The following is a 16,215-nucleotide window of genomic DNA, read 5'->3' as shown; positions in this document are numbered from 1 at the left end:
CAGGATGGAAGCCTCGTGGTGGCTGCGCTGATTGCCATCAACCGGTAGCGGCGATGACCGCATTAGCGGTGTCTTCACCGCTTTCCACCGCACCCTCCATCCAGGTCGGCCAACTGCCGCGTTCGGCTCCCGCAAAATGGACTCGATTTGAGGTGTGCGGTAATGAACGACGAAATCCCGCGTACTGTCCCGGCTGTAGATAGACATAGGTTCCGCGGGTGAACGGATCCTGCGACCAGGCCATGATTTCGACACGCTGCACCGCGTCGGGAGAGACACCGAATGCTTGACATAGGTCTTCGGTGAGTGCAGTCGGACTGGCGGCGTCGAGTGATGTGTTCGCAAAACCGTAGAGAACGCGATCGGTGCGCCAGCCGGCGCGCACGGTCGTGCCACCGATGAACCCTTTGGCTTGCCGCATCCGGCGAGCGTCGACAACCGCGGCGACCTTGGTGCCCTGCCCATAACGGACATTGGCGTTAGCGTTGCGGACCGACTCGGCAAGGTCGGGCGAAAAGCGGATATCCGATAGGACCGGCGTGGGTACGGCAATGATGGCTTGATCGCCGTGAACAGTGTCTCCATCTTCGGTGTGTACGGTCACGCCGCGAGCATCCTGGTCGACGGCTGTCACGGTGGCGTTCAGGCGAATCCGAGGACCGATCTGGTCAGCCAGGTGCGCACACAGCGCCCCGGTTCCTTCGACGATGTGACCATGCAATCCCATTCCGGTGAGTGCGAATCGCGCGATGCTGCCCTCTCGGGTGAGAAAGTCGGCGAACTGAAGTAGCGAGATATCCCCTGTCTCCACACCACCGGCTCCGTCGGCGACGAAGCATTCGGCAAGATGGCGTACCGAGCCCGAAATACCAAGGTGATCAAGCCAGTTCGCGACAGAACGAGTGTCCAGCTCCTCGCGTCGCTGCGGCGAACTGGCCGCGCCATTGATAGACCAGATGCTGTGTGAGCCCACGAGTAGGCGTCCCAGTGCAAGAACTTCGCGCGGCTTCACCCGGGGTATCAGCCGGCCCGCATTCTCACCCGGCTGACGCCAGTTCACTGGGCCAGGAAGGTATCGGTCGCGCTGAATGTGCAGCCCCGCATCAGAAACGAGCCGCCGCATCCGCTGGTGATGGTGCGAGATGTGTTGTCCACCAAGTTCGATCACATCACCGCCATCCACCGGACGCGAACGACTCCGACCTCCGACTTCATCGCGACCCTCGAGTACGGCAACTTCGTGCCCAGCCGCCAGTAGTCGAGTTGCCGCCGTCAGCCCGGCCAGTCCCGCCCCCGCGATGACCACCTTCATGTTCCGGTCCCCCTCCCGTAAAGGCACCGCTGACCGGTGCATTCACCGCCTCGCGTGTTCTACTACATAACGTAGTACCACGAAAAACCCGCACATGTGAAGACCCCGCGAACGATCGCTAGTTTCGTTCGAACTCGAGTGGTCGCTTTCGGCATGTTCGGCGCATCGACATGCCGTTCGAAGTCACGATTTCCGAACTGGCCATCGAGCTGCTCTTCCCCGCCGACCAAACCATTGCCGACTGCCCGCTGAATATTGCTGCGGTCGAGCTTAATTCGAATTCTAGTCCGATGGCATTGCGCCATCCGACTCCACTGACTCCGCGGGAGTAGGGGCCACCGCAGATTCAGTCGCCGCCCAGGACGCCAACAGGCTGAGCGCATCGGCGGACGCCGTCCCCGGCTCGGCGGTGTAAGCAGTCAGCACCAGACCCGGGACGGCGACGAGTTCCATGGAGTCGTACGCCAGTTCCAAGGCGCCCACGACAGGGTGGTTGAACTGCTTGATCCCGCCCCGGTGAGCGCGGACGTCGTGGGCAGCCCAACGCGTACGAAAGGCCTCACTACGCGTGGCGAGTTCGCCGATCAGGTCGGTGAGATCCTTGTCGTGCGGGGCCCGCCCGGCCTCGGTACGCAGCAGGGCCACAGCGACCGACAGCGCACCGTCGTAGTTCGGGTAATAAGCCGCCGCTCGGGGGTCCAAAAAGTCGAAGCGGGCGATGTTGCCCCGATGCGAGGGCTCATCCAACACCGGTGCATAGAGCGCGCGGGCAAGCGCGTTGGCAGCCACGATGTCCAGGCGGCCGTTGCGGACGAACGCCGCCGTTCCCGTCATCGAATCCAGTACGCGCTGCAGGCTGGGCGGGATAGGCGTCTTGGTGCGGGTACGCGGTGTTCGTCTTGGCTTCGCGGCGCGAGCCAGGTTGAACAGGTGATCACGTTCGACGTCGGAGAGTCGCAGCGCTCGTGCGACGGCGTCGAGAACCTCGTCGGAGACGCCGCTGATGTGGCCCTTCTCCAGCCGCACGTACCAATCGGTACTGACTCCGGCGAGCACAGCTACCTCTTCTCGACGCAGGCCTGGCACCCGACGGCGACCGCTGGTCGGCAACCCGACCTGCTCTGGCGTGAGCTTGGCGCGCCGGGTCACCAGAAAGTCCCGGATTTCGCTGCGGTTGTCCACGATGTCCACGGTACGAGCGCCGGGACGCAATGGGAGGGCGAGCTTGTACCCCCCATAACGCGCCCTGTCACCCGCCGCTGATCTGGGATTACCTAGAAATCATCACCGCTTCCACACCCGATCGAGAGGACACGAGCGATGACAGACGATCAGAACGCCGGCTGGACTGGTGGGCAGCGGACCTTCGGCGACTTTGCACCCGGCATGGTGCACTACACCGACAGCGTGCTGTTCGACGAAGTGTGGGAGCGGCCCGGCCTGTCCAAACGAGACCGCAGCCTGATCACCGTCGCGGCGCTGACCGCGATGGGCAAGACGGACCAGCTGCGATTCCACCTCGGATTCGCGCGCCGAAACGGCGTCAGCGACGACGAGCTGAAGGAAGCCCTCCTGCACCTCGCCTTCTACTCCGGTTGGCCCAACGGCATGGCCGCGACCACGGTGCTGAAGGACATCATCGAGAACGAGGACTGATCATGCACACGCCGCACAACGAACAGATGCCTGACACCGAATTCGACCAGATCTTCCCGCGCGGGGAGCCCAACGACGCCTACGCGCAGTACTTCATCGGGCGGAGCTACCTCGCCCCGCTCGCCTCCGGAAGCGTTCCCGTGAGCAACGTGTCCTTCGAGCCCGGCCAAGGGCTCGGCAACGAATGGCTCGAGCCGGTCACCGACGAGGAGTACGGGCAGCTGCCGAGCAGCTGAGCAAACCGCAGTGCCCTCCGACAGCACAGACAACCAGAGAGATGGACAACCCTGACGACCAACAACCCGCGGTACGACTTTTCCGGCCAGGTCGCCCTCGTGACGGGAGCCGCGTCCGGCATGGGACTGGCCGCTGCGCGGGGCTTCGCTGAAAACGGAGCCGCCGTCGCGCTTCTGGACCGCAGCGCCGCCGCCGTCGAAAATGCCGCGCAACACCTCGTCGACGACGGGCACCGCGCCGTCGGGATCGCCTGCGACGTCGCTGACGAGGAGCAGGTCGCCGCCGCCGTCGACACGGCCGTCGAGACGTTCGGGCGGCTCGATATGGCCTTCAACAACGCCGGCATTCAGGCCCCGCCCGCTGACGCCGCCGAGGAGACCGCCCAGAACTTCGACCAAGTCAATTCCGTGAACCTGCGCGGCATCTGGGCCACGCAGAAGCACGAGCTTCGGCACATGCGTGCGCAGGGCTCGGGCGCGATCGTGAACAACTCCTCACTGGGCGGCCTCGTCGGCCTCCCCGAGCGTGCGGCGTACCACGCGTCGAAACACGGCGTGATCGGCCTGACGAAGAGCGCTGCCGTCGAGTACGCACCGCGCGGCATCCGCATCAACGCCATCTGCCCCGGCGTGATCGAGACCCCGATGGTCGCCGACATGCTCCAAGGCCAGGCCGAGGCCATGGCCATGGCCGCGATCATGCGAGACCAGCCGATCGGCCGCCTGGGCACCGCCGACGAGATCGCCGCCGCAGTCCTGTGGCTGTGCAGTCCGGCCGCGAGCTTCGTCATCGGTGTCGCCCTGCCCGTCGACGGCGGCTTTACTGCCCACTGACGCAGGCGCCGACGAAAATAGAACTGCAGCCCACACATTCCCCGAAAGAAGAGAGCCATGATGATTCTTGACGAGACCTACACCCTGTCCAACGGCGTCGAGATCCCCAAGCTGGGGCTGGGCACCTGGTTGATCGACGACGACAAGGCTGCCGAGGCAGTCCGGGCCGCCGTCGAGATCGGCTACCGAAACATCGACACAGCCCAGGCCTACGGCAACGAGCGCGGCGTCGGCGAAGGTATCCGCACCAGCGGCATGGCGCGCAAGGAACTGTTCGTGTCTACGAAGCTGGCCGCAGAAATCAAGGACTATGACCAGGCCGTCGCCGCGATCGAGGGGTCGCTGGACAAGCTCGGGCTCGAGTATGTCGACCTGATGCTCATCCACAGCCCGCAGCCATGGAATGACTTCCGCGGCGGCGACTACGCCGAAGGCAACCGCCAGGCGTGGCGGGCTCTCGAGCACGCCCACCAATCGGGCAAACTCCGGGCAATCGGAGTGTCGAACTTCGAGCAACCCGACGTCGAGAACATCCTGACAGGCGGCACTGTATCCCCCCACGTGAACCAGCTGCTCGTACACGCGGGCAACACGCCAGCCGAACTCTTGGCATACTGCAAGGACAAAAATATTCTCGTGCAAGCATATTCGCCGATCGGACACGGAGAAATCCTCGACAACCCCGTCGTGGCGGCGATGGCGGCCAAATACGGCGTCAGCGTGCCGCAGCTGTGCATCCGCTACACGTTGCAGCTGGGCACCGTGTCGCTGCCGAAGACCGCCAACCCCGACCATATGCGCTCGAACGCACAGGTCGACTTCGTCATATCGGATGCGGATATGGATGCACTCCGGAACCTGCACGCCCGGGATTACGGAGACTCCAGCGTGTTTCCCGTCTACAGCGGTAAGTAATCAGACTTCCCGTGTGCACCATTGCGATATGTCGTCCCGCCCGGTACTGACCCGGACGGGACGACATACTTCGTTATGCGCTGCCAGTCAGCCGGTCTTTGATGGATTCCACACCATCCTTGACCTTCTCGGCGGTGTCGGCGACCTTCTGCTTCACTGCTGCGATCCCCTGATCGGCCTGCCCTTCAGCTTTCAGATCGTCGTTACCGGTGGCCGCGCCGGCCGCTTCTTTGGCGCGTCCCTTGAGATCGTCTACCTTGTTGCGCGCATCGTCTGCAATCCCCATGTCCTGCACTCCCTTTCGTGTCGGGGTGATCCATAGACGGTTCACCCACCCTTCTCCGATCCAGCGCACTCCCCTCGTTTCTGCACTGGATTGCTATCCCCCGTCAGATCACCTGCGGGCGTACCTTTTCCGGCCGCACATACTCGACCAGCAGCTGGAATTCGAAGTCGGTGCCTGCCGCCCGCTGGGCGTCGGCCGCGCATCTGCGGGCCAACCGGCGAACCTCTGCGGCAGGCGTGTCCGGGGCCACTCGCACGGTGATGCGCATGACCGGCCTGCCGAGGTCGATCCGAGTGCGGGCCTTGGAGCCCTGTACTACGGGATGACGTCCTACATCGGCGGCGACGGCATCGGCGATCCGGTCGAGATTCACCGCTCCGGCGTCGCCGTCGACAGTGCGCACCGCCGCTGGGCGCAGGTGCAGCAGCAGTAGCCACAGCCCCAGCACTACCGCTATGACGCCCGCACCGCCCAATACAGCTGGCCACCAGGGCCATTCGGAGGTATGCGTCAACAGACCGGGCTGGAGGCGGTCGGCGGATTCGCGGGCCACCGGGAGGTTCATGCGGTATCCGATCAGCCAGCCGCCCGTCACGAGCAATGCCACGGCCACGACGGCGGTCACCAATCGATCCATCATGCGGACAGCCGACGTCATTGTTCGTCTCCTCCCGAGCCCGGCTCAAGCGCCGACTCGGAATGCCAATCCTCGACCGCGTGCCGTTGCACCCAAACCCCCTCGCCGACTGAGTGATACGCCCGCCGACGAGGTTTGACCGCAACGACGAGCAGGATCACCCCCGCGAGCACCGCCACGACTGCGGCCGGCCAGGTCCACCATTGCCATTCGGCGCGCCCGGCCCAGCCGAGCAACGGAGTGATCCACGCACCCCCACTGATCCAGTCGACGTCGATGAGGGCGTCGCGCACGGCCACCACGCCGGCAGCGATCACCATCAGCGCAATCAGTACGCCGGTGATCGTGGAAGCCGCGGTACGGCGCGGGGCGAATCGTTCGCGGCCGCCGGCGGTTCCGACGTTCGGTTCGGGACCCGCCGCGTACGCGTCGGCGACCTGTGCCGGCGTCCTGTCGCTGACGATTCGGCTGATCTGCACGCCCAAGTGGCGCGGATGCTCACCGAGCGACAGCGCCAATTCACGCGACACCGCGGATTCGACCTCGTTGAGGATCCTCGTGCCGTCAACCGGCCAATTCGCCGCGATATCGACATCGACCGCACGTGGCTGCGGTCCGCCACCGATGCGCACCGCCGGCAACGTGCCACCCGGCACGATTGTGCGCCGGCGGACAACGCCTGGCACCGAGAGGACCGCGTGCTCGATCAGCCGCTGGCGCACCCGGTCGCTGACCACTGTCTGACCGCGTTTGGGTTGCGCCACAAGCGCGGCGCCAGCCGGTTCGGTTGTCACCCTCAGCTCCTGGGACGGCGCCCGAGTGCCGTCAGATCGATGGTCCCGTCCAAGTGGGCCCCGACCGCTGCGCCGGCACCGCCGAGGATCAAAGCCAGCAGGAAGCCGATGAGACCTCCGGTGGCTGCGGCGATGGCCAGCAGCAAGCCGGCGAAAAGACCTATCACAACGTACTTTTGGTTCATCGTTGAGCTTTCTTGGAACTATTGGCGCGGCGGAGGCGCCTGCGTCTGGTGAGGTACGCCGCGAGCCGTCCCCGGCAGGTACGCCGGATCCGGATTGCGGGTCGCGATGCGCCGCGATCGAATGCGGCGAGCGCCGCGATCAGGGCTTCGGCAGAACCGCCGATGTCGGGATGGTGCCGGCGGACGGCGTCGCGGCGCGCACGACGGTCGGATTCGGTCACCGCACGTGGTCGTGTCGCTCGACCACCGCGACATCGCCGACGACCACGTCCACCGGAACTCCAGCGGCGACACTCGCCGCGGCCTGCACCTGTTCGGCGATGTCGAGGAGGTGCTCCTGCAGCCGCAGCACCACGTGGACTTCGCCCCTATCGGCGCCGAGTCGTATACCGCGCACGGTCCGGCCAGGCAGATGCGTCGCCGGGACGCCAGGCCCGAAGTGCAGCCCGATCACACCGTCGATGGCCGCTACGGCCTGCACCACGCGGTCGACGCGGTCAGCGATCGGTGCTGTCTGACTCATACGACGCGGGGCTCGCCGGCATCGTCGCCCTCGGCGGCATCGTCGTCGGCGAAGTGGACGTCGTGCACCGTGATGTTGACCTCCGTGACCTCAAGGCCGGTCATGTTCTCGACCGCGGCGATGACGTTGCTGCGGATCCCGTCGGCCAGATCGTGGATCGCGATGCCGTACTCCGCCACGATCCCGATATCCACCGCGGCCTGCCGCTCGCCAACTTCGACGCTGACCCCCTGAGTGAGGCTCGGCGAACCCGGGAGAGTCTCCCGCAACTTGCCGACAACGCGTGCCGCCTGGCCACCAAGGTCGTACACGCCATCGATCTCGCGAGTCGCGATCCCCGCGATCTTGGAGACGACGATGTCGGCGATGGTCGTGGCACCGTGGCCGGACGCCTTCTCGACGTCCTTGCCCGCCTGCTCGACGGCTACATCCGAGCTAACTTCCCGGCGCTGGGTTGCTGCGGTCATCAACTTCTCCTTCTAGGCTGACTCCCCGAACATTTCGTTCGGCACAATGGGTTAGTCGGGGGCCGGCGCGCGGAGCGCACGCAAATGAGACGTAGGCCACAGTGACGGCAGAACGCGACGGGGGTGGCAGTGGCAGCGGGCAGACTTGGGCTGTTGGAATGGCTCTCCGACGATGCACTGGCCCGTCGCGCTCAACGTGGCGACGCGGAGGCCTTCGACGCACTGGTGGTGCGCCACGCGCCAGCCCTGCACCGGTTCGTAGCAAACACATGCCCGGACCGCGACGAGTGCGATGACATCGTGCAGGAGACGTTCATCACGGCGTGGAAGGCGCTGCCCACGTTCGCGTTTCGGTCGCAGTTCCGTACCTGGTTGTATTCGCTGGCCTCCCGCAGAACCGTCGACGCGCTTCGCCGCCGGCGCCCGCAGACCGGGCTCGACTCGACCGCGGACACCCCGGACCTCACGCCGGGGCCAGGCCAACGCGCGCTGGCCGGAGATTTCATGGCGGCACTCAATCGTGAACTGGCCCTACTGCCCTATCCAGCGCGGGCGGCGTGGTGGCTGCGCGAGGTGTACGACCTGCCTCTCTCAGAGATCGCCACCGTGTTGCACACCACCGAGGGATCTGTGCGGGGCCACCTGCAACGCACCCGAAAGCGGCTCGCCGCGGCGCTTGAGGAGTTCCGCCCATGACTGCGTCGAAGCAATCGGTCCGGCCCGGCGACTATGCATCGGGCAGCGCGTCACGTAACACTGGAGGGTGGATGCGTAGCACAGCCACGGACGATTACGACGCCGTCGAACAGTCGACGGCGTGGATCGCCGATGCCACGCGCAACCTGGCGGGGCTGCAATCCTCACCCGGGGTGGGCGCAAACCACGCGGTCGATCCGCGCTGGGGAGAGGGCAGCTCAGCCCTCGGCCGACTCCGCACCACCATCGCTCATCACATCGCCGCGCTACCACGCCAAGGGCGCCCAATTCACAGTGATCGCACCGGGATCAGCATCACGCATCTGGCGCTGGCCAAAGTGCTGACATGGCAACTGGCCGAACCCGCCGCTGCCGCCGAGGCGGCAGTCGCCGACGTCGAGGTGCAGGTTGACGGTTACGCCGTTTCCGAGGTGCATATCCATCTGGTGGCAGTCGGCGCCGACCCGCGTGACAACACTTACCTACACGACGGAGACAGGCTGCGCGAGCACGCGGCGGCTGTCCTCGCCGAGATAATCGGGGACACCTCTCATATCACGCTGACATGGGAAGACATTGCTCTGCCGCCCGAGGCGTAGCCGAAGCTTCTGTTCGAGAAGCGAAACCATGCGCGGTGCGACGCGGTCTCGGGGCTTGGCGATCACCCCTCCTTCGCCCCGATCAACGCCTCAGAGATCACGTCGGTCGCCTTCTTCAGGGCGGGAACGGCGCGGGCGATCAGATCCTTGTTCACTCGAGCTGATGGGCCGGAAATGCCGATCGCCATGGGAGTCGGAGCACCAGGAACCGCCATCGCCACGGAGCGAACACCGATCTCCAGTTCCTCATCGTCGACCGCGTAACCGTCGGCGCGCACCCGCTCGACGTTCGCGAACACCGCGGAAAGGGTCGATGCGCTGTTCTCGGTCGGTGCCGGAAGTCCGGACTGGGTAACAAGTTTCAATATGCGTGCGTCGTCCAACTCACCCAGTACCGCCTTGCCCACACCGGACGTGTGCAGACCGACGCGCTTACCGACCTCGTTGTTCGTCTGCATCAGCCGCGGAGACGGAACCTGTCCGGTGTAGATCACCATGTCACCATCGAGTACCGCGAGACTGGCCGTCTCCGACAATTCGTCGACCAACGACTGCAGCACCGGACCGGCGACGGCGCCCAACTGCCGGTTCGCAACTTCACCGAGCCGAATCAGCCTCGGGCCCAACGCATAGCGACGGTTTGGCAGTTGGCGCACATAGCCAAGTCCGACCAGTGTGCGCAGCAGTCGGTGAATCGTCGGCGGCGGCAACGGGGACTCTGCTGACAACTCCGTCAGTGAGCACTCCCCGCCGGCGCGTCCGATCAATTCCATCAGCTCGAACGCACGCTCCACCGACTGAACGCCGCCCGCTCTTTCCGTCATACATCCACTCCTGGCCGACGTTTGTCATTTCGTGCCGTTCAACGACGGTCGTTCCATTCAACACATCCAAAATCTGTTCCGCAATACGGAATAACTTCCGGCAAGCTCGCGGGCGGACGTGTACTTTTCCACCGCCGCGCAGTAAACTCCACGATGTGGAATTTGTGCTCCACAGAAACTTCCAAACTGAGGGGGACGCGCGTGACACGACGCCTCGATGACTCGGTGCTGGCCGATGTCGACCGCCGCCTCTCGGCCGCCGACAAACGACTGGCGGCCCACTACCCCGGCGACGACGGCCGTCGGCAGCCCGTCCATACCGTCTACGTTCCAGGCAACCGGTACTCGGCGACAATGCCCGCCCACTGGGGAGCCAGCGCTCTCACGGCGGCGAAAGACGCCGGCGGGCTCGACGCGGTGGCCGCGCTCGTCGACGCGAGCAGCGGAACCGACTGCGCGCCAGAGACGCTGGCAGCACTTGTCGAGGCCAAGCTGGCCACCGAGCCGATCGAAGATCTCCGCATCGACTTCGAGGACGGCTACGGAACCTTCGACGACGCGACAGAAGACGCCGATGTCGCACGGGCGATCGCGGCACTGCGCGTCGCCATCGACGCAGGCGCCTCGACGCCGTTCGTCGGCACCCGGTTCAAATGCTTCGAAGCCGGCACCCGGGCGCGCGGATTGCGCACGCTCGACATGTTCGTCAGCGGGCTCGTCGAATCCGGTGGTCTCCCCGACGGCCTCACCCTCACCCTCCCCAAGGTGACCTCGGTCGACCAGGTCGAGGCGATGGTCGCGGTCGCGAGCGCGCTCGAACGTGCAAATGGACTGCCGGACGGTCGTATTCGCTTCGAGGTGCAGGTCGAGACACCGCAGGCCATCCTCGGCGCCGACGGCCGCGCACCCGTCGCGCAGTTCATCCACGCCGGCCAGGGCCGCGTCAGCTCCCTGCATTACGGGACCTACGACTACTCTGCGTCGCTCGGCATCGCCGCCGCCTACCAGTCGATGGAGCATCCGGCCGCCGACCACGCCAAGAACGTCATGCAACTCGCGGTCGCGGGCACCGGCGTCCACATGTCCGACGGCTCGACCAACATCCTGCCCGTCGGCGATCGGGACAACATCGCCATGGCATGGAAGCTCCATGCCCGACTGGTCCGGCGCCACCTGGAACGCGGCATCTACCAGGGCTGGGACATGCACCCCGCCCAACTCGTCACCCGCTACCTGGCGACCTACGCGTTCTACCGCGGCGCCTTCGCCCCGGCCGCGACACGGCTGCGCAACTACGTCCACCAGCTCGACTCCGCCGTGATGGACGAGCCGGCTACCGCCCGCGCACTCGCCAACGTGATCCATCGCGGCGCGGTATGCGGCGCCCTCACCACCGAGGAGATCGAGACCGCCACCGATCTCCCTACGTCCACCGTGCGCGACATCGCGCTCGGCCGCACAACCAGGAGCAATCAGTGACCACTGCGTCCTACTACACGCCCCGCGGCGGCCTGCCGCCGCAGACCGATCTGCTGACCGACCGCGCCATCGTCACCGAGGCATACACGGTGATCCCGCGCGGCGTCCTCTCCGACATCGTCACCTCGGTGTTCCCGGAGTGGACCGACACCCGCGCCTGGATCATCAACCGTCCGGTCGCCGGTGGCGCGACCACGTACTACCAGGCGATCGTCGAGGTCAAGCCGGGCGGCGGGGCGCAGCGTCCCGAGCCTCAGCCCGAGGTGCAGAGCTTCCTGTTCGTCACCTCCGGTGCCCTCACCGTCGAGGCGGCAGGTCAATCGCAGACCCTCACCGAGGGCGGCTTCGCCTACCTTCCGGCAGGCACCGAATGGTCGGCCCACAACAACGGTGACGCCGACGCGACATTCGTCTGGATCCGCAAGCGCTACGAGGCCATCGAGGGCCACACCCCGTCGGTCAAGTTCGGCAACGAGCAGGACATCGAACCGTCGGCCATGCCCGACACCGACGGTAAATGGCGCACCACGCGCATGCTCGACCCGCAGGACCTCGCCTACGACATGCACGTCAACATCGTCACGTTCGAGCCGGGCGGGACCATTCCGTTCGCAGAGACCCACGTGATGGAACACGGCCTGCTGATGCTTGAAGGCAAGGCCGTCTATCACCTCAACGGCGACTGGGTCGAGGTGCAGGCCGGCGACTTCCTGTCGCTGCGCGCCTTCTGCCCGCAGGCCTGTTACGCGGGTGGGCCGTCGAACTTCCGCTACCTGCTGTACAAAGACGTCAACCGCCAGGTCATGCTCTGACAGACGAAACGGGCGCCCCGCCGGGGCGCCCGTTTTGTTGAACTAGTTGGCCTACAACTGAAATGGCCACCCGGTGACCTTCTTCTCGCGCGGAGTCGCGTAAGTGCGCACCTTCGACGTGGACAGGCCCATCCGCACCAGACCTTCGGCGATCGTGACCGCCGAGCGGACCCCGTCGACGATCGGGACGCCGGTCGCCGCCCTCACCTTCTCCTCGAGTTCGGCCATGCCGCCACAGCCCAGACAGATCACTTCGGCGTGATCGTTCTCGACTGCCTCTCGCGCCTGACGCACGATCGCCTCGACCGCCCGGTCCGGATCCGACTCCAGTTCCAGCACACCCAGTCCAGACGCCCGCACGGACGCGCATCGGGCGTCCAGACCCGCCAGCTTGAGCCGGTCTTCGATCAGCGGGACGGTGCGGTCGAGGGTGGTGACGACCGAGTACTTGTGCCCCAGATACATCGCAGTCGACGCGGCCGCCTCCGTGATGTCCACCACCGGGACGGTGAGCAACTCCTGCAGACCTTCCCGGCCGTGCTCTCCGTAGCCGGCCTGGATCACCGCGTCGAAAGGCTCGGGGTACGACGTGATGGCGTCCATGACGGCGATGGCCGCGAGATAGCTCTCGAAGTTTCCTTCGCACGAGTCCGCTCCGAAACGCGGTGTGATTCCGACGATCTCGGTGTCCGGCGACGCCACACCGCGCGCCGAGTCAGCAATCGCATCGGTCATCGAGACCGTCGTGTTGACGTTGGCTACCAGGATTCTCATGGCGCTCCCCTAGTGCGTGCTCGCCACGGCGATCGGCTCGCCGGAAACATCGTTGAACGGTCCGCGACGGTCCGCGACCACCAGGTACACGATCGCACCGAGGCCGGCGCCGATGAACCACGAGAACTCAGAGACAATCGCGAACGCCGGAACGAATGCCAGCAGCAGCGCTACTACCGCCGTGATGACGAGGGCGACCACGGCACGGACATTGACGCCCTTCGCGTACTGGTATTCACCGTCCGCGTCCGTCGTGAACAGGGCCAGGACGTTGATATTGGAACGGCGCACCAGCCAGTAGTCGGCCATGATGATGCCGAACAGCGGTCCGAGAATGGCGCCGAGCCCACCCAGGAAGTAGTTGATGACGGCAGGCGCGTTGTACAGGTTCCAGGGCAGGATCACCAGGCCGATGACGGCCGAGATGAGTGCTGCGCGACGGAAGTTGAGGTGCTTCGGGAAGAGGTTGTTGAGCGCATAGATCGGTGCGACGAAGTTGGCCATCATGTTGACCGCGACGGTCAAAATCAGCAGCGCGAGCGCCGCGAGCACCAGCAGCAGGGTGTTCGGGACTTCCTTGACGATGTCGGCGGGCGCCTCGATGATGCGTCCGTCGATGCGGAACTGAGCACCCGCCAGAGTGATGACGATGCCGCCGAACACCAGCATGTTGAGCGGGATGCCCCAGAAGTTGCCCTTCACGATCGCCCGCTTCGACGTCGCGTTGCGGGTGAAGTCGCAGAAGTTGAGCACGAACGTGCCATAGATCGCGACCCACAGACTGGCGCCGCCGATGATCTTCAGCCACATGTCGCCGCCGGTCAGTGAATCAGGCGTCGCCCACGCGATGGACCAGTCGGCGTTGTTGAGCATCCAGATCGCAAGCGCGACCATCGTGATCAGAATGACCGGACCGGCGAACGCCTCGTACTTGCGGATCATCTCCATGCCGTAGCTGACGATGACCACCTGGACCACCCACAGCGCGATGAACGAGATCCAGCCCAGCGTCGACAATCCCAGGAAGCTGTTCGAGTCGAGGCTCTGTGCCGATGGCGCCAGCGCGATGATCAAGATGCGCAGCACCACGGATGCGAGGTAGGTCTGGATGCCGAACCACGCGATCGCCACCGCGCCGCGGATGACGGCGGGGATCTGCGCTCCGCGGATGCCGAAGGCGATGCGGCTCATCACCGGGAACGGGACGCCGGTCTTCTCCCCCATGAACCCGGAGAGGCTGAGCAGTAAGAAAAGGAAGGCGCCGCCGAGTCCGAGCGCCAGCAGGATCTGCCACCCACCGAGGCCGAGGGCGAACAGACCGATGGCGAACGAGTAGTTGCCCAGGCTGTGTACGTCATTGGCCCACAACGTGAAGATGTTGTAGGCGCCCCAACGTCGACCCTCGCGCTTGGTGGGCGCCAGATCGGCGTTGTACAGATGCGGACTCACGTCGGCGAACGGGGTGGCATCGGTACGGTTGGAGTCGCCGATGAGCCCGGTGGACTCTGTGCTCATGGACACGCCTGTCACGGTCGGGGCGTCGGCGTCACGCCGTCGCTATTATTCCATTATGTGGAAGTAATATTCCACAGGTACGATAAGTAAGTCGTATCCCAGTGCCCCTGTCAAGCCTTGGATCCGATTGACTGTGTCGACGCTCACACCTAGAGTCGCTCGAAGAGTGGAGTTTCAATTCCGCAATGAGGAATTATTCTCGTAGTAACGGAGACTGCCCATGACCGCCGCTGCCCCGACGCAGTCACATCAACCCGATTTCGACCTGGTGGTCCGCGGCGAGCGCACCCTGACGACAGCGGGGATCGTGGCCCGCGAGATCGGCATACGCGACGGTCGCGTCGTCGCGATCGAGCCGCTCGGCAGCGGCCTCACCGGCGCCGAGGTCATCACGCTCAGCGATGAGCAGGTCATGATCCCCGGCTTGGTCGACACCCATGTGCACGTCAATGAGCCGGGACGAACTGAGTGGGAGGGGTTCGACTCCGCTACCCGCGCAGCGGCAGCGGGCGGTGTGACCACCCTGATCGACATGCCGCTCAACTCGATTCCACCGACGGTCAACGTCGAGGCACTCAACGCCAAGCGCGCGGCGGCAGCGGGCAAGATACACATCGACGTCGGCTTCTGGGGCGGCGCGATCCCCGGCAACACCGGCGATCTACGCGGTCTGCACGACGACGGCGTGTTCGGCTTCAAATGCTTCCTGCTGCACTCCGGTGTCGATGAATTCCCGCATCTCGACGCCGATGAGATGGAGAAGGACATGGCCGTACTGGCCGGCTTCGACTCCATGATGATCGTGCACGCCGAGGACTCCCGCGCGATCGACCATGCGCCCACCGCCGAGGGCGACCGGTACAGTCGCTTCCTCGCGTCGCGGCCGCGCGGCGCCGAGAACGTGGCGATCGCCGAAGTCATCGAACGCGCTCGGTGGACCGGTGCCCGTGCGCACATCCTGCACCTGTCGTCGTCGGACGCACTGCCGATGATCGCGACGGCCAAGCGCGACGGGGTCAGGATCACCGTCGAGACATGTCCGCATTACCTGACACTGCTGGCCGAGGAAATCCCGAACGGCGCGACCGCATTCAAGTGCTGTCCACCGATCCGTGAGGCGTCGAACCGGGAGCTTTTGTGGCAGGGCCTGCTCGACGGCACGATCGACTGCATCGTCTCTGACCACTCACCGTCCACGATCGACCTGAAGGACGTCGAAAACGGCGACTTCGGCGTCGCATGGGGCGGTGTCGCCTCCCTGCAGCTCGGCCTGTCGTTGATCTGGACCGAGGCCAAGCGTCGCGGCGTGGAACTTTCGCAGGTCCTCGATTGGATGGCGGCCAAACCTGCCGAGCTCGCCGGGTTGAACAACAAGGGCAAGATCGCACTCGGCTACGACGCCGATTTCGCGATTTTCGAGCCCGAATCGGCACAGGTCGTCGACGTGCACAAGCTGCATCACAAGAATCCGATCAGCCCCTACGACGGGCGTGCACTCGCCGGCGTCGTGACAGGCACCTGGTTGCGCGGCAAGAAGGTCGACTTCCAGACCGCGCAGGGCCGCATGCTGCGCCGCGGCGGCGTGTAGCCACCAAACCCCTCCTCGCACTCGGCGACGCAGGCATCGCGCACACTGAGAACACGCAGCCGACGCCATGGAGGAACGATTCC

Annotated in this window: 20 protein-coding genes; 9 read left to right on the top strand and 11 right to left on the bottom strand. The window is 65.2% G+C overall.

Translation table 11 applies throughout. The annotated features are described in order from the left end of the window. Window positions 1–37: 37 nt before the first annotated feature. Together K6L26_RS16370 and K6L26_RS16365 are read right to left on the bottom strand one after the other, a co-directional pair. Window positions 38–1,312 (bottom strand): flavin monoamine oxidase family protein, encoded by a 1,275-nt coding sequence (locus tag K6L26_RS16370; protein WP_221850810.1) that lies wholly within the window; start codon window positions 1,310–1,312, stop codon window positions 38–40. A gap of 282 nt (window positions 1,313–1,594) precedes the next feature. Beyond that, window positions 1,595–2,494, bottom strand: a complete 900-nt coding sequence (locus K6L26_RS16365; protein WP_221850808.1) for a helix-turn-helix transcriptional regulator — start codon at window positions 2,492–2,494, stop codon at window positions 1,595–1,597. Between the two features lie 138 nt (window positions 2,495–2,632). On the opposite strand from K6L26_RS16365, the gene K6L26_RS16360 reads away from it, so the two are divergent. From K6L26_RS16360 to K6L26_RS16345, 4 genes are read left to right on the top strand one after another with little or no spacing between them, the layout of a single operon-like run. After that, a complete protein-coding gene (locus tag K6L26_RS16360; RefSeq protein ID WP_019344563.1) occupies window positions 2,633–2,968 on the top strand; it encodes a carboxymuconolactone decarboxylase family protein in 336 nt (111 codons plus the stop codon). A 26-nt stretch (window positions 2,969–2,994) separates the two neighbouring features. Then, window positions 2,995–3,204 carry a hypothetical protein gene (locus K6L26_RS16355; protein WP_221850806.1) on the top strand — a complete coding sequence of 70 codons (210 nt, stop codon included), beginning with the start codon at window positions 2,995–2,997 and terminating at the stop codon, window positions 3,202–3,204. Window positions 3,205–3,255: 51 nt separating this feature from the next. Next, complete coding sequence (locus K6L26_RS16350; protein WP_280639575.1) at window positions 3,256–4,038, top strand: SDR family NAD(P)-dependent oxidoreductase; 783 nt, start codon at window positions 3,256–3,258, stop codon at window positions 4,036–4,038. A gap of 57 nt (window positions 4,039–4,095) precedes the next feature. After that, window positions 4,096–4,953: an aldo/keto reductase gene (locus tag K6L26_RS16345; protein WP_221850804.1), complete on the top strand. Its 858-nt coding sequence runs from the start codon at window positions 4,096–4,098 to the stop codon at window positions 4,951–4,953. 73 nt (window positions 4,954–5,026) lie between these two features. Here K6L26_RS16345 and K6L26_RS16340 read toward each other — a convergent pair whose 3' ends face one another. The 6 genes from K6L26_RS16340 to K6L26_RS16315 all read right to left on the bottom strand — a co-directional run bounded on the left by K6L26_RS16340 (window position 5,027) and on the right by K6L26_RS16315 (window position 7,845). Beyond that, the gene (locus K6L26_RS16340; RefSeq protein WP_043368179.1) at window positions 5,027–5,239 is read right to left on the bottom strand and encodes a CsbD family protein; all 213 of its coding nucleotides are present in this window, start codon (window positions 5,237–5,239) and stop codon (window positions 5,027–5,029) included. A gap of 103 nt (window positions 5,240–5,342) precedes the next feature. Further along, window positions 5,343–5,897: an Asp23/Gls24 family envelope stress response protein gene (locus tag K6L26_RS16335; protein WP_221850802.1), complete on the bottom strand. Its 555-nt coding sequence runs from the start codon at window positions 5,895–5,897 to the stop codon at window positions 5,343–5,345. Continuing rightward, entirely contained in the window at window positions 5,894–6,670 is a 777-nt protein-coding gene (locus K6L26_RS16330) for a hypothetical protein (RefSeq protein ID WP_221850800.1), read from the bottom strand. The genes K6L26_RS16335 and K6L26_RS16330 overlap by 4 nt, the downstream gene beginning before the upstream one ends. A gap of 2 nt (window positions 6,671–6,672) precedes the next feature. Beyond that, window positions 6,673–6,855, bottom strand: coding sequence for a hypothetical protein (locus K6L26_RS16325; protein WP_036387361.1), 183 nt, complete (start codon window positions 6,853–6,855; stop codon window positions 6,673–6,675). A 217-nt stretch (window positions 6,856–7,072) separates the two neighbouring features. Beyond that, window positions 7,073–7,378 (bottom strand): hypothetical protein, encoded by a 306-nt coding sequence (locus K6L26_RS16320; protein ID WP_064896720.1) that lies wholly within the window; start codon window positions 7,376–7,378, stop codon window positions 7,073–7,075. Next, window positions 7,375–7,845 (bottom strand): Asp23/Gls24 family envelope stress response protein, encoded by a 471-nt coding sequence (locus K6L26_RS16315; RefSeq protein ID WP_019344554.1) that lies wholly within the window; start codon window positions 7,843–7,845, stop codon window positions 7,375–7,377. Before K6L26_RS16315 ends, K6L26_RS16320 begins: the two co-directional genes overlap by 4 nt. Window positions 7,846–7,974: 129 nt before the next feature. Here K6L26_RS16315 and K6L26_RS16310 point away from each other — a divergent pair, with 129 nt between their 5' ends. Together K6L26_RS16310 and K6L26_RS16305 are read left to right on the top strand one after the other, a co-directional pair. Next, window positions 7,975–8,541, top strand: coding sequence for an RNA polymerase sigma factor (locus K6L26_RS16310; RefSeq protein WP_064896724.1), 567 nt, complete (start codon window positions 7,975–7,977; stop codon window positions 8,539–8,541). A gap of 71 nt (window positions 8,542–8,612) precedes the next feature. Beyond that, window positions 8,613–9,140, top strand: coding sequence for a hypothetical protein (locus tag K6L26_RS16305; RefSeq protein WP_221850798.1), 528 nt, complete (start codon window positions 8,613–8,615; stop codon window positions 9,138–9,140). A gap of 62 nt (window positions 9,141–9,202) precedes the next feature. Here K6L26_RS16305 and K6L26_RS16300 read toward each other — a convergent pair whose 3' ends face one another. Continuing rightward, window positions 9,203–9,964, bottom strand: a complete 762-nt coding sequence (locus K6L26_RS16300) for an IclR family transcriptional regulator (RefSeq protein WP_221850796.1) — start codon at window positions 9,962–9,964, stop codon at window positions 9,203–9,205. Window positions 9,965–10,165: 201 nt separating this feature from the next. Here K6L26_RS16300 and K6L26_RS16295 point away from each other — a divergent pair, with 201 nt between their 5' ends. Next, window positions 10,166–11,443 (top strand): DUF6986 family protein, encoded by a 1,278-nt coding sequence (locus tag K6L26_RS16295; RefSeq protein WP_221850795.1) that lies wholly within the window; start codon window positions 10,166–10,168, stop codon window positions 11,441–11,443. After that, window positions 11,440–12,255: a bifunctional allantoicase/(S)-ureidoglycine aminohydrolase gene (locus K6L26_RS16290; protein WP_019344549.1), complete on the top strand. Its 816-nt coding sequence runs from the start codon at window positions 11,440–11,442 to the stop codon at window positions 12,253–12,255. The genes K6L26_RS16295 and K6L26_RS16290 overlap by 4 nt, the downstream gene beginning before the upstream one ends. Before the next feature lie 51 nt (window positions 12,256–12,306). Here K6L26_RS16290 and K6L26_RS16285 read toward each other — a convergent pair whose 3' ends face one another. Beyond that, entirely contained in the window at window positions 12,307–13,029 is a 723-nt protein-coding gene (locus K6L26_RS16285; protein WP_019344548.1) for an aspartate/glutamate racemase family protein, read from the bottom strand. A gap of 9 nt (window positions 13,030–13,038) precedes the next feature. Continuing rightward, window positions 13,039–14,544 carry an NCS1 family nucleobase:cation symporter-1 gene (locus K6L26_RS16280; RefSeq protein WP_019344547.1) on the bottom strand — a complete coding sequence of 502 codons (1,506 nt, stop codon included), beginning with the start codon at window positions 14,542–14,544 and terminating at the stop codon, window positions 13,039–13,041. A gap of 220 nt (window positions 14,545–14,764) precedes the next feature. On the opposite strand from K6L26_RS16280, the gene allB reads away from it, so the two are divergent. Beyond that, window positions 14,765–16,132 (top strand): allantoinase AllB, encoded by a 1,368-nt coding sequence (gene allB / locus K6L26_RS16275; RefSeq protein ID WP_019344546.1) that lies wholly within the window; start codon window positions 14,765–14,767, stop codon window positions 16,130–16,132. Window positions 16,133–16,215: the final 83 nt, after the last annotated feature.

The organism is Mycobacterium farcinogenes (assembly GCF_019739075.1).
Taxonomy (GTDB): domain Bacteria; phylum Actinomycetota; class Actinomycetes; order Mycobacteriales; family Mycobacteriaceae; genus Mycobacterium; species Mycobacterium senegalense.
This window is presented reverse-complemented; position numbering and strand designations above follow the sequence as displayed.

Bases quoted from the DNA above. Each gene is read 5' to 3' on its own strand.
- K6L26_RS16370 (WP_221850810.1), bottom strand. From the start codon at position 1,312: ATGAAGGTGGTCATCGCGGGGGCGGGACTGGCCGGGCTGACGGCGGCA.
- K6L26_RS16360 (WP_019344563.1), top strand. From the start codon at position 2,633: ATGACAGACGATCAGAACGCCGGCTGGACTGGTGGGCAGCGGACCTTC.
- K6L26_RS16355 (WP_221850806.1), top strand. From the start codon at position 2,995: ATGCCTGACACCGAATTCGACCAGATCTTCCCGCGCGGGGAGCCCAAC.
- K6L26_RS16345 (WP_221850804.1), top strand. From the start codon at position 4,096: ATGATGATTCTTGACGAGACCTACACCCTGTCCAACGGCGTCGAGATC.
- K6L26_RS16340 (WP_043368179.1), bottom strand. From the start codon at position 5,239: ATGGGGATTGCAGACGATGCGCGCAACAAGGTAGACGATCTCAAGGGA.
- K6L26_RS16335 (WP_221850802.1), bottom strand. From the start codon at position 5,897: ATGACGTCGGCTGTCCGCATGATGGATCGATTGGTGACCGCCGTCGTG.
- K6L26_RS16325 (WP_036387361.1), bottom strand. From the start codon at position 6,855: ATGAACCAAAAGTACGTTGTGATAGGTCTTTTCGCCGGCTTGCTGCTG.
- K6L26_RS16320 (WP_064896720.1), bottom strand. From the start codon at position 7,378: ATGAGTCAGACAGCACCGATCGCTGACCGCGTCGACCGCGTGGTGCAG.
- K6L26_RS16315 (WP_019344554.1), bottom strand. From the start codon at position 7,845: ATGACCGCAGCAACCCAGCGCCGGGAAGTTAGCTCGGATGTAGCCGTC.
- K6L26_RS16305 (WP_221850798.1), top strand. From the start codon at position 8,613: ATGCGTAGCACAGCCACGGACGATTACGACGCCGTCGAACAGTCGACG.
- K6L26_RS16300 (WP_221850796.1), bottom strand. From the start codon at position 9,964: ATGACGGAAAGAGCGGGCGGCGTTCAGTCGGTGGAGCGTGCGTTCGAG.
- K6L26_RS16285 (WP_019344548.1), bottom strand. From the start codon at position 13,029: ATGAGAATCCTGGTAGCCAACGTCAACACGACGGTCTCGATGACCGAT.
- K6L26_RS16280 (WP_019344547.1), bottom strand. From the start codon at position 14,544: ATGAGCACAGAGTCCACCGGGCTCATCGGCGACTCCAACCGTACCGAT.
- allB (WP_019344546.1), top strand. From the start codon at position 14,765: ATGACCGCCGCTGCCCCGACGCAGTCACATCAACCCGATTTCGACCTG.